The sequence below is a fragment of the Algoriphagus sp. genome (assembly GCF_030694375.1).
GTDB lineage: Bacteria > Bacteroidota > Bacteroidia > Cytophagales > Cyclobacteriaceae > Algoriphagus.
On sequence record NZ_JAUXYL010000007.1, the window covers coordinates 47,447 to 61,318 of the forward strand.

The 13,872-nt window shown below is 42.5% G+C and carries 12 protein-coding genes; 5 read left to right on the forward strand and 7 right to left on the reverse strand.

Annotation, left to right across the window (positions count from 1 at the left end):
• The first annotated feature begins 60 nt into the window (after positions 1 to 60).
• The 3 genes from Q8M62_RS01460 (at position 61) to Q8M62_RS01470 (ending at position 3,132) form a co-directional block, all read left to right on the forward strand.
• On the forward strand, positions 61 to 624 hold the full coding sequence (locus Q8M62_RS01460) for a Crp/Fnr family transcriptional regulator (protein WP_092731043.1): 564 nt from the start codon (positions 61 to 63) through the stop codon (positions 622 to 624).
• Between the two features lie 80 nt (positions 625 to 704).
• Positions 705 to 2,003 carry a parallel beta-helix domain-containing protein gene (locus Q8M62_RS01465; protein ID WP_304899762.1) on the forward strand — a complete coding sequence of 433 codons (1,299 nt, stop codon included), beginning with the start codon at positions 705 to 707 and terminating at the stop codon, positions 2,001 to 2,003.
• 10 nt (positions 2,004 to 2,013) lie between these two features.
• Entirely contained in the window at positions 2,014 to 3,132 is a 1,119-nt protein-coding gene (locus tag Q8M62_RS01470) for an SO2930 family diheme c-type cytochrome (protein ID WP_304899763.1), read from the forward strand.
• 41 nt (positions 3,133 to 3,173) lie between these two features.
• Here the strand turns inward: Q8M62_RS01470 and Q8M62_RS01475 are convergent, their stop codons facing one another.
• From Q8M62_RS01475 to Q8M62_RS01505, 7 genes are all read right to left on the reverse strand, one after another.
• A complete protein-coding gene (locus Q8M62_RS01475) occupies positions 3,174 to 3,752 on the reverse strand; it encodes a porin family protein (protein ID WP_304899764.1) in 579 nt (192 codons plus the stop codon).
• Positions 3,753 to 3,830: 78 nt separating this feature from the next.
• Positions 3,831 to 4,901: an alanine/ornithine racemase family PLP-dependent enzyme gene (locus Q8M62_RS01480; RefSeq protein WP_304899765.1), complete on the reverse strand. Its 1,071-nt coding sequence runs from the start codon at positions 4,899 to 4,901 to the stop codon at positions 3,831 to 3,833.
• A gap of 1 nt (position 4,902) precedes the next feature.
• Positions 4,903 to 5,346 (reverse strand): GNAT family N-acetyltransferase, encoded by a 444-nt coding sequence (locus Q8M62_RS01485; RefSeq protein ID WP_304899766.1) that lies wholly within the window; start codon positions 5,344 to 5,346, stop codon positions 4,903 to 4,905.
• Between the two features lie 14 nt (positions 5,347 to 5,360).
• A complete protein-coding gene (locus Q8M62_RS01490) occupies positions 5,361 to 6,776 on the reverse strand; it encodes a sodium:solute symporter (protein WP_304899767.1) in 1,416 nt (471 codons plus the stop codon).
• Positions 6,777 to 6,962: 186 nt separating this feature from the next.
• Positions 6,963 to 7,712, reverse strand: coding sequence for a succinate dehydrogenase/fumarate reductase iron-sulfur subunit (locus Q8M62_RS01495; protein ID WP_304899768.1), 750 nt, complete (start codon positions 7,710 to 7,712; stop codon positions 6,963 to 6,965).
• Between the two features lie 25 nt (positions 7,713 to 7,737).
• The gene (locus tag Q8M62_RS01500; RefSeq protein WP_304899769.1) at positions 7,738 to 9,672 is read right to left on the reverse strand and encodes a fumarate reductase/succinate dehydrogenase flavoprotein subunit; all 1,935 of its coding nucleotides are present in this window, start codon (positions 9,670 to 9,672) and stop codon (positions 7,738 to 7,740) included.
• A gap of 13 nt (positions 9,673 to 9,685) precedes the next feature.
• A complete protein-coding gene (locus Q8M62_RS01505) occupies positions 9,686 to 10,366 on the reverse strand; it encodes a succinate dehydrogenase cytochrome b subunit (RefSeq protein ID WP_304899770.1) in 681 nt (226 codons plus the stop codon).
• 320 nt (positions 10,367 to 10,686) lie between these two features.
• Here Q8M62_RS01505 and Q8M62_RS01510 point away from each other — a divergent pair, with 320 nt between their 5' ends.
• On the forward strand, positions 10,687 to 13,467 hold the full coding sequence (locus Q8M62_RS01510; RefSeq protein ID WP_304899771.1) for a gliding motility-associated C-terminal domain-containing protein: 2,781 nt from the start codon (positions 10,687 to 10,689) through the stop codon (positions 13,465 to 13,467).
• Positions 13,464 to 13,868 carry a thiol-disulfide oxidoreductase DCC family protein gene (locus Q8M62_RS01515; RefSeq protein WP_304899772.1) on the forward strand — a complete coding sequence of 135 codons (405 nt, stop codon included), beginning with the start codon at positions 13,464 to 13,466 and terminating at the stop codon, positions 13,866 to 13,868. Before Q8M62_RS01510 ends, Q8M62_RS01515 begins: the two co-directional genes overlap by 4 nt.
• Positions 13,869 to 13,872: the final 4 nt, after the last annotated feature.

The following is a 13,872-nucleotide window of genomic DNA, read 5'->3' on the forward strand; positions in this document are numbered from 1 at the left end:
CGTAAAACTAACGTTTGATAACCCAATTAGTAATTATCCTTGACTTTTTTAAAAAAACAGATGAAGAATAACATTAACATGTTTGACCAGTTTCCGGGCCTTGGCGAGGAAGCTAAAATTGCCTTTGAAAAGGAACTGGATTCACTTTTGGTGGATAAAGGGGGATTGCTTGAGCAAGAAGGGAAAGTTTGTGACCACTTGTATTTTATTATAGAAGGCTCGGCTAGAAGTTTTTACAGAAAAGAAAACAAGGATATAACCGTCTCATTTTCGCTGGAGGGAGAGTTTTTGACAGCGATGCATTCCTTTATTTCCAGAAAACCTTCCTATGAGAATATCGAGGCAATGGAAAAGACAAAGGTGGCACGGATAAAATATGAATCACTTTTAAAACTATTCGAGAAACATCATGACCTCGAACGAACCTACAGGCTGATTCTCGAGCGGTATTATGTTTCACTTGAGGAGCAGTTGATATTTTCAAAATTCAAATCTGCCCGAGATCGGTACCTGGATCTGATGGATTACCGCCCAAAAATTATCCAACGAGCATCCGTCGGACAGATTGCCACCTATTTGGACATGAGCATTGAAACGCTAAGCCGGATCCGGGGAAAAATCTGATTATTTGACTTTTCTCAAAAGATTATTTTATGGCTATGCGGTAGATTTAATTATTATTAACCCAAAGCCTAGAAATCACGATGAGAAACTTTCTGAATTCAATCCTCCTTTTGATCGCGGGACTGGTCTATTTTTCCTGTGGTAGCAGTACTACCGAGCAGACCTTTGACTCATCTAAGTTGACACGAGTGTCCCGAGAAGATATTGATAAAATCGTTGAAGCCTTCATCATGGCCGAAGATTCCTCCACCATTGAAATCCCTGCGGGATTCTATGAAATGAATACCCAATTGATCCTGGACAACAAAACTGCTGTGAAAATAAAGGGAGCAGGGATGGACCAAACAGTCCTCTCATTCCGTAATCTGAAATCCGGGGGAGAAGGCGTAAAAATTGTCGGAAACAATATCAGCATAGCCGATTTAAGCATTGCAGATGCACCGGGCGATGGCATCAAAGCACAGCATACCGACGGAATGATTTTCCGAAGGATCAACGTCACTTGGACGAACGGTGATAAATCCAAAAATGGAACTTACGCCATCTATCCTGTACAGTGTAAAAATGTGGTGATCGATGAATGTATCGCCTCTCACTCCAAAGATGCCGGAATCTATGTCGGCCAATCCGAAAATATAGTGGTCAAAAACTCCCTTGCTTTTGGAAATGTGGCAGGTATTGAAATCGAAAACTGCGATAACGCAGAGGTTTTCGGCAATACGGCGAGGAATAATTCGGGAGGAATCTTGGTGTTTAACCTTCCCGGACTTCCAAAATCTGACGGTAAGGGCACTAAAATCTACGATAACGACATCATTGACAACAACCATGAAAATTTTGCGACTCCCATGGGCGAAGATCCAAATGGAAATACCGTAACGATGGTTCCTCCAGGATCCGGAGTAATACTCCTGGCAGCTAAAGAAGTAGAGATCTATGGGAACAGAATATTGAGAAATAAGACTTCAGGAGTATCCATTGCGAGTTATCAAATCACCGGATTTCCGGCTGAAGCTCCAAATTGGTCTCCTTATACAACCGATATCTTCCTTCATGACAATAAATACGAGCGCAATTGGTATCGATTCCCGGATTTTTCCAGAGAGCTCGGCAAATTGGTTTTAGTGTATAACGCCTATGGATTTGGCAAAACTCAGGACATTATATACGATGGAATTTGGGATGAAAATATCAGCGCTACTATTAACTCCAATCCCATGAGAATCTGTATCCAGGAACCCGACATCGAAAACCTTCGATTTACAAGGTTCTTTTTATTGGATGGCGAAAAAAATATTGATGCCTTCAAAGACTATCAATTATTCCAGAATTGTAAAGTGGCGGTAAAAACAGATATCACCGGTCTTGCAGGACTATAATTTGGCAGCCATGAAGATTAGTCAAAAAGTTACGCAAAACGGAGTTTTCACGATCAGTGTCATCTTATTATTCTTTATTTATTTGATTTCCTGTCAAAAGTCACCCGATAAAATAAATCCCCAACCTTTAGCACCGGAAGAAGTGCTGGCTAAGGAAGTGGCAGATGGCAATTATCCCTACCGCAGACTTTCGACTTATGGATTTTTTACCGGAGAAATAAAACAATTGATACCTGCTTCAACAGTAATATTTTACCAACCAGCTTCATCCCTTTTTACAGACTATGCACTGAAAAGCAGATTCTTATTTATTCCTACCGGAGAAAAAGCAAAAATTGACGGTGAAGATCTCTACCTTCCACATGGATCGGTTTTAATAAAAAACTTCTATTATCCCGCAGACTTTAGAAAACCTGAGGAAGAGCGAAGAATAATCGAAACCCGCCTGATGATTCATGAGAAAAAAGGCTGGCAGGCTTATCCTTACATCTGGAACGAAAGCCAAACCGAGGCAGTGCTTAAAGTAGTCGGTGGTGAAATCAATGTCCGCTTTATCGACAACCAAGGAAAGGAGCAACTGATCAATTACTTGGTCCCCAACAAAAATCAGTGCAAAAGCTGCCATAACAAAGATGAAATACTGTCACCGATAGGGATGCAAGTCAAGCATTTGAACAATGAAATAGCATACGGAACCACCAAGGCCAACCAGTTGGCACATTGGACAGAATTGGGCGTTTTGGAGGGCTTTAATGAACCTGCTGCCCATCCAGCTATGGTAAATTACCAAGATACAAGTCAAGCCTTGGATGATCGGGCAATGGCTTACCTAGACATCAATTGTGCACACTGCCACCGAGCCGAGGGCCCGGCAAGTACATCAGGCTTGTTTCTCACCTATGATCAAAGAGATCGGATGAAATTGGGAATTAACAAAACTCCAATCGCTGCAGGTAGTGGCGCAGGAAGTTTCAAGTTTGATATTGTTCCCGGCAAACCGGATGAATCGATAGTGATTCACCGCATGAGTTCAACAAAAGTAGGTGTAGCCATGCCGGAAATAGGGCGAACTACTGTAGATCAGGAAGGAGTGGAACTTATCCGAAATTGGATTGCAGAGATAAAATAAGAAAGGGCTGCTTTCGCAACCCTTTCAAACCAACGCTCATATTAAAAAGTATAGCCTAAAGAGACTTTAAAGCCCCTGTTATATACATCTGCATTACTGTTTTTGAATATTGGAGTCAATCCGTAATCATACGAACCTTGGACATTTACTCCCTTGGGAAGGTTATATCCGATACCAAAGACAAATCCGACATCGGTATCTTTAATGTTATTTGTGTTTATAGAAACCGTAGAATTTCCAAAATCACCTTCAAACTTGGACTTGACAAGGAAGGAAACCTGAGGTCCTCCGAAGAAATTAAAGCCTTCTCCAACTTTCAATCTTAAAAGAAGTGGAACGTCAACATAGTCCAAAACCGATCGGGTATTGGCAGCATCTTTATTTTGGGTTCCTTTGATCGAATAGTAAACTCCAGGCTCCAGAGAGATGGCACTGCCGCCCAGGATGCTTGCGTAAATTCCTGCATGGAATCCGGTTCGATTGGTATAATCATTATCCGCAACATCATCTCCTCCAAAATTAAAGAAATTGGCTCCTCCTCTTATTCCAATCCCCGATTGTGCACTTGCACTCGTAGCGATTAAAATTGTCAGGGAAAATATTAAAAGAACTTTTTTCATGGGTTTCTGGATTTATTCTGAGACATAAAAACCCAAAACAATGCCAATACCCAATTCCCGAATGTCAGGAGGTTTAGTTTAAACGACTGCCTTCTCGATATAATTGGAGTTCATCAAAGCCAGCGCACCCATATATTTTAGGCTAAAAATCACTGTATCACCTACTTTAAGGCCTTTTTGATTCGCTCCAAGGTTAATGATCAACATATCCGAACTGGCTCCCAAAATTTCAATTTCCGGGTCATTAATGATCAAATATTTCGGATCTACGTCAAGCAATCCGATGTCTAAAATTCCCCGAATTGAGGTCTTCCCGTAGAGAGACTCATCAATATCGGCAAATTCCCCCTGTGGGTTGGCGCCCAAAACGCCCGATGGCAAAAGCGGCTTTTCCTGAAGCTCAATAATCTCAGCCTCCAGTTCAAAAACATCCCCCTGCATTCCTTCTATTACTTTTTCGCCTACCAAATCAACTCCAAAATATAAGGTCTCCCCTACCCGGAAATGGTTGATCCCCTTTGGTAATTGGTGGGAAAATATCAGCGGGATCGTCACTGAGGTACCAGCCGAAACCCATGGGATTTTTCGTCCAAATTTCAGCTCGATAATCTGCTTGTAGAGCGAAAGTTGAATCAGCTTGTCTGTACTTGGCATGACTCCATTCAGACAATTAAGGTTGGTTCCCAGTCCAATCACGTCGATTTTCGGTAATTCAAAAATCTCCTCGTAAAAATCTACCAAATTTTCCCCCATCACTCCTTCCCGAAGGTCGCCAGTTTCCACCATAATGATGATTTTGTGGAGTTTGTCCTGTCTTACAGCCTCTTCGCTGATCATTCGGATCGTCTCCAATTCACTGTTCAGACTCACATCGGCAAATTCCACCATCTGAGAGACATTCTTCTTGGAAACAGGCTTGATGTAGACTGTCTGAATGGATCGATTCAGGCGCTTGACCATAGCTAGATTTGAAATCCGGCTATCGTGAATTTCCCGGATCCCCAGATTAATCAATTCCTGTAGAAAAAGTTTATTCCCGCAAAGCAACTTGGATACTACACCCCATGTCACCTCTTTTTCTTCAAAGAGGTTTTTCAAAAACTCATAGTTAATCTTAAGCTTTTCTAGATTTAATGTCAGACTTGCCATTTTATTTCCGGTTTAGTCTCATTTCCAAATATTTATTGGTAAAGCCCAATCGCTCATAAAGTTTACGCGCAGGATTGTCCGCTTCGACATGAAGTGCGACAGCACCATTGGCCATTTTGATCGCAATGTCCATTATTTTCCCACCGATTCCCTTACCTCGCTGACTTGCATCCACAGCGATATAGACTAGGATATTTTCCGGAATGTAACCGGACATTCCTGTTTTGTTCATGACGAGCGCTCCGACGATTTTTGCATTTTCTTTGGCCAAGACTACGAATCCTCCTGCCTGAAGGCCGGAATCCAAGGCGTAATCCAAGCATTTCATAATGTCTGCTTTTGGATCTCCAAATTTCCCCAAATGCTCAACAAGAAAATCAGCGATTTCATTTTTTTGGAGAAAAGTCGCATTATCGATAGCTGAAAGTGTTTCTAAAGTATTCATATCAGTAGAGTTTATCATTTTTTGTTTGAAATTTTATTTACTGCCAAAAAGGCCACAAGTGAACTTAATATCCCGAAGAAATTCGGATCCAGCCCGAAAGGCAATTGAGCTTCCAAAATGGTAAGTCCTGCAGTCACCGTTCCTCCGCAAATCATAGAAGTTACGGCAGCCTTGGGATTTCGTTGATTGAAAAAGAGTCCGGCAACCACCGGTACCAGCAGCCCCGAAACCATAAAAGCATAGGAATATAACATGAGACTGAGTACTTCTGTCATTTGCCAAGCAAGAAAAACCGCCAAAATCCCTATTCCCAAAGTCAAAACCTGACTGATCCGGACTTCCTGTTTGTGCGATTTATTTTTTAAATATTTTCCTAACAAATCTGTAGAAAGATTGCCTGAGGCAGCCATCAGGCAGGAATCTGCAGTCGAAAGCACCGCTGAAAAATAGGAGGACATCATCAAACCCAAAATCCCAGCCGGCAAAATCTGACTGAGTAACACAGGTAGGCCCATTTCAGGATCCATCTGTGCGGTGAAGCCTTCCAGCACCCCTTGATCTACGGCCACACGGGAAAGCAAGCCTAATGAAACACCCAGAAACGCCATGATTGGCCATTCAAAAAGTCCGGCGATAAACCATGCTTTTTTGGCGGATTTTTCATCTTTCGCCGCAAAGATTCGCTGATAAAGCGTCATTCCCACAAACCAAATCGGGATGATCGTTATTCCCCAATTGACAAGATCCTGCCATCTGAGATTATTGAAAGCAAAGAATTCCGGAGGTAAAGTCTGCGTGATCCCTTCCCATCCTCCCACAAATGAAAAAGCCATTGGGATACCAATAAACATCAATCCAAGCATCAAAATAATCCACTGAATAGTGTCTGTGTAAATCACAGCTTTGAGTCCACCCATTACGGTGTAGACCACAGCGATTATACCCATGATGAGCAGTGCCGAATGAAGTTCAATTCCCTGAAAAGTCCCTGAAGCAAGTTTGGCACCGGCAAGGAGTTGAGAGGATGTGAAACCGAGGTATCCCAAAAAGCAAATTACCGCAGCGACTTTGGCCGCTCGTGAATCAAAAAGGTGCCCGATGATCTGTGGAAAAGTGAAAAAATGAGAAAAAGCAGGGTCTGATTTTACCCTGGGAATCAAAATAACTGCCGCCAGCCAAGCACCGATTAATCCGGTAAAAAGCATCCATGAACCTGAAAGCCCCATCACAAAACCCAATCCTCCAAGTCCAATGGAAAATCCCCCTCCTACATCCGTAGCTACCACAGACAGGCCTATATGCCAACTACCTATCGAACGCCCTCCTACATAATAATCTTCCTGATTGGAGTTCTTTTTCATGAAATAATATCCTACTCCAAGCATGGCGAGCATGTAGGCTATGAAGATCCCCAGATCTATGAGATGCATTACTAGTTTGGTTTTGACTCAAATTGATTTTAGAATATAATTTTTCAAAGGTAGCTAAATTGAGCCATTTACCCAATTTTATTGGGTTTTTAAGTAAAAAATGATATAATAATTCAATTTAGTCTTGAAATAGTGAAACAAAAAAAGCCAGACCCGAGGCCTGGCTTTCTTCTTAATTTTTTAAAATTAAAGGTTTTCGCTACTTACTACTGCTGAGAAATATTCTCTGTTCATCCGCGCAATATTGGTGATAGAAATACCTTTTGGGCATTCTGCTTCGCATGCACCTGTATTGGTACAAGCACCGAAACCTTCTGCATCCATTTGAGCCACCATTTTTTCTGCTCTTGTTTTTCGTTCCACTTGACCCTGCGGAAGCAAAGCCAGTTGGGAAACTTTGGCAGAGGTGAAGAGCATTGCAGAGGCATTTTTGCAGGCTGCTACGCAAGCACCACATCCGATACACTGGGCCGCATCCATTGCGAGGTCAGCGATAGTTTTTGGAACAGGAATTTCGTTGGCATCAGGTACTCCTCCCGTTCCGACAGAAACATAACCGCCGGCTTGAATGATTCGGTCAAATGCAGATCTATCTACCACCAAATCTTTCAGAACAGGAAAAGCTTTTGCCCTCCAAGGCTCAATAGTAACTGTTTCTCCATCATTGAAAGACCTCATATGAAGCTGACAAGTGGTAGTTTGAAGTGGTCCGTGAGGCTTGCCATTGATGTACAGTGAACAACTTCCGCAGATACCCTCCCGGCAATCGTGATCAAAATGTACAGGATCTTGCCCTTTTTCAGTTAGTTCTTCATTCAACACGTCCAACATTTCTAAGAAAGACATGTCTTTGGAGACATGATCCACCGGATAAGTGGCAAATCCACCTTTGTCCGATGCGTTTTTTTGTCTCCAGATTTTTAAAGTCAATTGCATATTACTATGAATTTTGGTCTTGAAGTTATTTGTAAGAGCGCTGGGTAAGCTTCACATTTTCGAAAACCAAAGGCTCTTTGTGAAGCTCTTCTTCTTGATTTTCACCCATATACTTCCATGCTGCGACATAAGCAAAGTTTTCGTCATCGCGTAGTGCTTCACCTTCCGGAGTTTGATATTCTTCACGGAAGTGTCCTCCGCAGGACTCCTCTCTGCTGAGTGCGTCATCAATCATCAATTCACCGAGTTCAATGAAATCAGCCACACGATGAGCCTTCTCCAAGGTGAGATTTAATTCTTCATTGGTTCCCAGCACTTTTACATCAGCCCAAAAATCTCTTTTCAATTCTTTGATCTCGGCTTTTGCTTTCTTTAATCCTTCAGCTGATCGAGCCATTCCACATTCATTCCACATAATTTTACCAAGTTTCTTGTGGAAGTAGTCGACAGATTTTTTACCATTTATTTTCAGCAATTGGCTGATTCTGTTTTTTACTTCTTCAGCTGCCTTGATGAATTCAGGATGATTTGCATCGATTGACTTAGGAAGGGTCTGAGCCAAATAATCTCCTATAGTATATGGAATCACAAAATATCCATCCGCCAATCCCTGCATCAAAGCAGATGCACCAAGTCGGTTTGCTCCGTGATCGGAGAAATTCGCCTCACCCAAAGCATATAATCCCGGGATTGTTGTCATCAAATTGTAATCTACCCAAAGACCACCCATCGTGTAGTGAACCGCAGGATAGATCATCATTGGTACTTGATAAGGATCCTCTCCGGTAATCTGCTTGTACATGTCAAAGAGGTTACCATATTTAGAGGCGATGATGGCCTTGGTGTCACGCTTGATTGCGTCACGGAAATCAAGGAATACAGCTTCGCCAGTTTCATTTACACCTCGACCTTCGTCGCAGACATATTTTGCATTTCGGGAAGCAACATCTCGAGGGACAAGGTTACCAAAGGAAGGGTACTTTCTTTCCAAGAAGTAATCCCGATCTTCTTCCTTGATGTCGTTCACCTTAATTTCTCCTTTTCTGAGTTTTTCAGCGGTCTCTTTTGTAGCCGGAACCCATACTCGTCCGTCGTTTCTCAAGGATTCGGACATCAAGGTCAACTTGGACTGATGATCACCGGATACAGGTATACAGGTCGGGTGAATTTGAGTAAAGCAAGGGTTCGCAAAGTAAGCACCGCGCTTATGAGCTCTCCAAGCCGCCGTTACATTGGAACCCATTGCATTTGTTGAGAGATAAAATACGTTACCGTATCCACCGGTACACAGCAAAACCGCATGGGCGGTGTGAGTCTCTACTGCGCCTGTAATCAAATTTCTTGTGACAATACCTCTGGCTTGGCCATCAATCATGACCACATCCATCATCTCAGAGCGAGGATAGAGTTTCACTTTACCATTGGCTACTTGTCTGCTCAGTGCTGAATATGCGCCTAAAAGCAACTGCTGTCCTGTTTGTCCACGGGCGTAAAAAGTTCGGGAAACCTGAGCTCCTCCGAAAGAGCGATTAGACAACAATCCACCGTATTCGCGCGCAAAAGGAACACCCTGGGCTACACATTGATCAATGATTTTAACCGAAACTTCTGCAAGGCGGTAGACATTGGCTTCACGAGCACGGTAGTCACCTCCCTTTACAGTATCGTAGAAAAGTCTGAATACAGAGTCACCGTCATTCTGATAGTTTTTGGCAGCGTTTATTCCACCCTGAGCGGCAATTGAGTGCGCTCTTCGTGGACTGTCATGGAAAGTAAAGGCTTTGACATTATACCCCAACTCCGCCAGGGAAGCAGCCGCCGAAGCACCTGCCAGGCCTGTCCCCACAACAATGACTTCGTACTTTCTTTTATTTGCCGGATTGACCAGCTTGCTGTTAAACTTGTGCTTAGTCCATTTTTCTGCCAAAGGACCAGCAGGTATTTTGGAATCTAGTATCATACGGGACTGTTAATTAGCTCGTGAAATAAATATAAAGCGGCATACTGGCGAAAAGAACTGGCACCAGAACGCAATAAATGCTGCCCAATGTTTTGATAGCAGGAGAATATTTTTTGTGATTTAAGCCTAAAGTCTGAAAGGCAGAAGCAAATCCATGAGATAAGTGAAAACCCAGAAATATCATCGCAACGACATAGAGTGCTACCATCCAAACTTGCTGGAAAGCTACCTGAACCACACTGAATAGGTCTTTGTACTCTTCTCCGGAATAAGTCACAGTAGGCACATCTCCCCAATGCATTTGAAACCAAAAACTATACATGTGGCCTGCTAAAAAGACCAATATGATCGTGCCTAGAATCCCCATGTTGCGTGATGACCAAGTACTGTTGGTGGATGCCCCAGACTCCGCATAGCCAATAGGCCTTGCCGATTTGTTAAGTCTATTTAGTGTAATGGAATAAATGACATGTCCGATTACTGAAATGTAAGTCAAGTAAGAAAGTAGCTTTACCGCAGGATTGGTGGTCATAAATTTGGCATACATATTAAATGCCTCTCCTCCATCTCCTTTAAATAACAGTAAGTTTCCTGATACGTGGCCAGTCAAAAACAGAATCAGAAAAAGACCAGTCAAGGCCATGATCAACTTTCTACCGAGGGTGCTTTTCAAGGTTTTTGTAACCCAACTCATACAAATTTGTGATTAGTTTAGAACGAAAGTCTTTAATTATTTGTGCTGCCAAATTTACATGCGGAACAGGTAGCAAACAATGTAATCAAATCCCATTCTCTTATTTTAAAAGGTTCTAAATAGCCTTTAAAACGGATTAACTTTTATTACTTAATCGAGCTTTTAACACCCTGATTAATTTTATTGTTTGAATTTCCGGTGAAATTCTCCTTACTTCCTGTTATTTCGTATAGGATAAAAATCTAAACTGAAGAAAAAGGGATTAACATTTAGAATTCCTTAGACGTTTTCAGTTAAAGTATTAGCAAAGTCGACCAAATATGAAATTTAAATTTTCCATAGGACTCTTTTTTATTTACCTGATCACAGGTGTTTCTGCAGCTTTTGCCACACACATCCGAGCAGGTGAAATTATCGCCGAGCGAATTTCCGTTCAAACACTCACTTATCGAATCACAGTGGTAGGATATACTGACACCCGCTCAAGTGTCATATTTGGCCCGGGAACTATAAACTTTGGAGATGGGAGAGTTGTAGAAGGGCTAAATACCCAGAGTGATTTTTCTTTGGTTGAAAATCTTGGAGATCAAATCGAAAAAAACACATTCGTGATCACCCATACCTTCCAGGGTCCGGGGAAATATAAAATTCGCTTTCAGGAATTTAATCGAAATGACCTGACATTGAATATGGATAATTCGGTGGACACTCCTTTCTACGTGGAAACTGAAATCAATATTGATCCTTTTTTTGGTGTAAATAATTCACCGGTTTTGACTATTCCTCCGGTGGACAATGGAGCAGTAAACGTAAGATACATTCACAATCCGGGGGCATACGATCCGGATGGTGACAGTCTTTCCTATGCGATGGACATACCTAAGCAGCAATTTGAAAGACCGGTAAATAATTACAGAAGTCCTGCCAGCCCTGAATTCAGCAGAAATCAAGAGGATGGATCGACTCCTGCCTTTTTGAGAATTGATCCGATTTTCGGTGATTTGATTTGGGACGCTCCCGGCACCGCCGGCCAGTTCAATGTTGCCTTTCGAATCATCGAATGGAGAAAGATCGATGGTAAATTCATTGAAATCGGGTATGTGGTCCGGGACATGCAGATCATCATCGAAAACTCCAATAATCGACGTCCTGTTCTAATTTTACCTCCCGATCTCTGCGTGGAAGCCGGTACACTCATCCAAGACATCATCCAAGGATCTGACCCGGACGGCGATCCCATAAAAATTGAAGTTTTTGGAGAACCAATTGAGATCACTACCTCTCCGGCAACTTATGATCCAAAGAGTAAATTTCAACCTCAGCCTGGTATAGTAAATTTCAAATGGCAAACAGTCTGTAACCACGTCAGAGCCCGGGAATATGAGGTTCGAGTACGAATCACAGATCAACCTCGGTCGGGACCAAAATTAGTAGATATTAAAACTTGGCGAATCAAAATCGTCGGCCCCCCGCCTGTCTGGAACGAAATCGAACAAATGCCGGGAAGAAATGCGAAATTAAAGTGGGATCCCTATGTCTGTGCCAACTCAGCCAGCGAAATGCAAATTTGGAGAAGAATCAATTCCGATCCCTACCAACCTGACAGTTGTGAGACAGGCATTCGTGCAGGATATGAATTGATCGGAATCACCGATATGGCCACCTTCTCTTTCAATGATTTGAACGGCGGAGAAGGACTTGCTCCGGGCAATACCTATTGTTACCGATTAGTGGCTGGATTCCCTCAGCCTAGATCAGGAGAAAGTATCGTGTCGCAAGAAATCTGTATTACCATTGATGTGGACGTACCGATCATCACCAATGTCAGCATTGAAGAAACTGATCCTGCCACTGGAGAAATCTTCATCAAGTGGACTCCGCCATATGACATTAACAAAATACAATTTCCCGGGCCTTACACTTATGAGCTATTAAGAAGTGAAGGGTTCACTGGAAACACCAACAGGACCTCCTTGGGAGTCACCTCAGATACGCTTTTCACCGATAGAGGATTGAATACTGAAAACTTGGTTTACAATTATCGGGTAGTCTTACTTGATAATACTGTCAAAATCGACACCTCCTCATCCGCTTCATCAGTGCGACTGGAGCCAACCATCATCAATGAAGCAATTGAACTCAAATGGACGTTCAATGTACCTTGGAACAACCAAATTACAGAATTCAAGCATGAGGTATATCGAAATAGGACTGATCCTGATGCCGCAGATGCCGATACATTTGTGAAAATTGCAGAAGTAGACGTAACCAAAGATGGTTTTAAGTACCTCGATAACGGAAGTTTTAACGGCAAACCTTTAATCAAGGAATTGGAGTATTGCTACTATGTGATTACCAAAGGAGCATACAACGTCGCAGGGCTGGTTTATCCATTGGAAAACAAATCTCAAATCACCTGTGCTTTGCCGGATGATAACAGACTGCCTTGTCCTCCTGTCCTGACATTTGAAGGTCCCGAGTGCTCTGCCTATGTAGCCGAACAGCCCTGCAACAGTAACTCCTTTGTTCATAATCTGAGTTGGAAACCAAATTTCACTGGAGATTGCGACGACGAATTGAGCGGATACAAACTTTATTTCACCCCAGACGGGGAAGAAGGAACCTTTAATTTGGTAGGGCAATATTCTTCGTTGAGTTTGAGTGCAAGGCTGAATAATCTTCCTAATTATCGTGGGTGCTATTACATCACTGCTGTGGACCGTTCGGGCAATGAAAGTGCAGCCAGTAACGTGGTCTGCGTGGATAATTGTCCTGTGTATAATCTTCCAAATGCATTTACGCCAAATGGTGACGGGAACAACGATACCTTTATAGCTTTCGACAATCCTTTTTCACAATGCCCACGATTCGTATTGGGGGTTGAAATATTTATTGTCAATCGATGGGGGGTGGAAGTATTCAGCTACAACAGTCTAACCTCCAATGAAAATGACGTACTCATTCGATGGGATGGCCGAGACAAAAACGGAAATGAATTGCCTGCAAGCACCTACTTCTATTCCGGAAAAGTCACCTTTGATGTTCTTGATCCGACACAGCGAGAACGCAGCTTGAAAGGCACTATCCAAATCCTGAGATGACCTCAGAAAAATCTGTCATCCTTTTTGACGGAGTCTGTAACCTCTGCAATGCTTCCATTGATTTTATCCTAAAACGGGATACTAAGAATCAGTTTTTAGTGGGAGCATTGCAAGAGGATTCGGGCAAAAAACTACTTTCCCGATATGAGGTCAATCCAGAATATCTGGATTCGTTGGTTCTAATCGAAGATGAAAAAATCTATTTCCGAAGCACTGCTGCATTAAGGATAGCCAAAAAACTTCCGGGATTGTGGCCTCTTTTCTACGCACTTATCATTTTGCCCTCACCGATAAGAGATGGGGCTTACAACTGGATAGGCAGAAATCGCTACCGATGGTTTGGAAAGAAGAACACTTGCAGACTTCCATCACCTGAAGAAAAGATGAAGTTTCTTTCCTAAACAA

Bases quoted from the DNA above. Each gene is read 5' to 3' on its own strand.
- Q8M62_RS01490 (WP_304899767.1), bottom strand. From the start codon at position 6,776: ATGCATCTCATAGATCTGGGGATCTTCATAGCCTACATGCTCGCCATG.
- Q8M62_RS01495 (WP_304899768.1), bottom strand. From the start codon at position 7,712: ATGCAATTGACTTTAAAAATCTGGAGACAAAAAAACGCATCGGACAAA.
- Q8M62_RS01510 (WP_304899771.1), top strand. From the start codon at position 10,687: ATGAAATTTAAATTTTCCATAGGACTCTTTTTTATTTACCTGATCACA.
- Q8M62_RS01480 (WP_304899765.1), bottom strand. From the start codon at position 4,901: ATGGCAAGTCTGACATTAAATCTAGAAAAGCTTAAGATTAACTATGAG.
- Q8M62_RS01465 (WP_304899762.1), top strand. From the start codon at position 705: ATGAGAAACTTTCTGAATTCAATCCTCCTTTTGATCGCGGGACTGGTC.
- Q8M62_RS01460 (WP_092731043.1), top strand. From the start codon at position 61: ATGAAGAATAACATTAACATGTTTGACCAGTTTCCGGGCCTTGGCGAG.
- Q8M62_RS01500 (WP_304899769.1), bottom strand. From the start codon at position 9,672: ATGATACTAGATTCCAAAATACCTGCTGGTCCTTTGGCAGAAAAATGG.
- Q8M62_RS01485 (WP_304899766.1), bottom strand. From the start codon at position 5,346: ATGAATACTTTAGAAACACTTTCAGCTATCGATAATGCGACTTTTCTC.
- Q8M62_RS01470 (WP_304899763.1), top strand. From the start codon at position 2,014: ATGAAGATTAGTCAAAAAGTTACGCAAAACGGAGTTTTCACGATCAGT.
- Q8M62_RS01475 (WP_304899764.1), bottom strand. From the start codon at position 3,752: ATGAAAAAAGTTCTTTTAATATTTTCCCTGACAATTTTAATCGCTACG.
- Q8M62_RS01515 (WP_304899772.1), top strand. From the start codon at position 13,464: ATGACCTCAGAAAAATCTGTCATCCTTTTTGACGGAGTCTGTAACCTC.
- Q8M62_RS01505 (WP_304899770.1), bottom strand. From the start codon at position 10,366: ATGAGTTGGGTTACAAAAACCTTGAAAAGCACCCTCGGTAGAAAGTTG.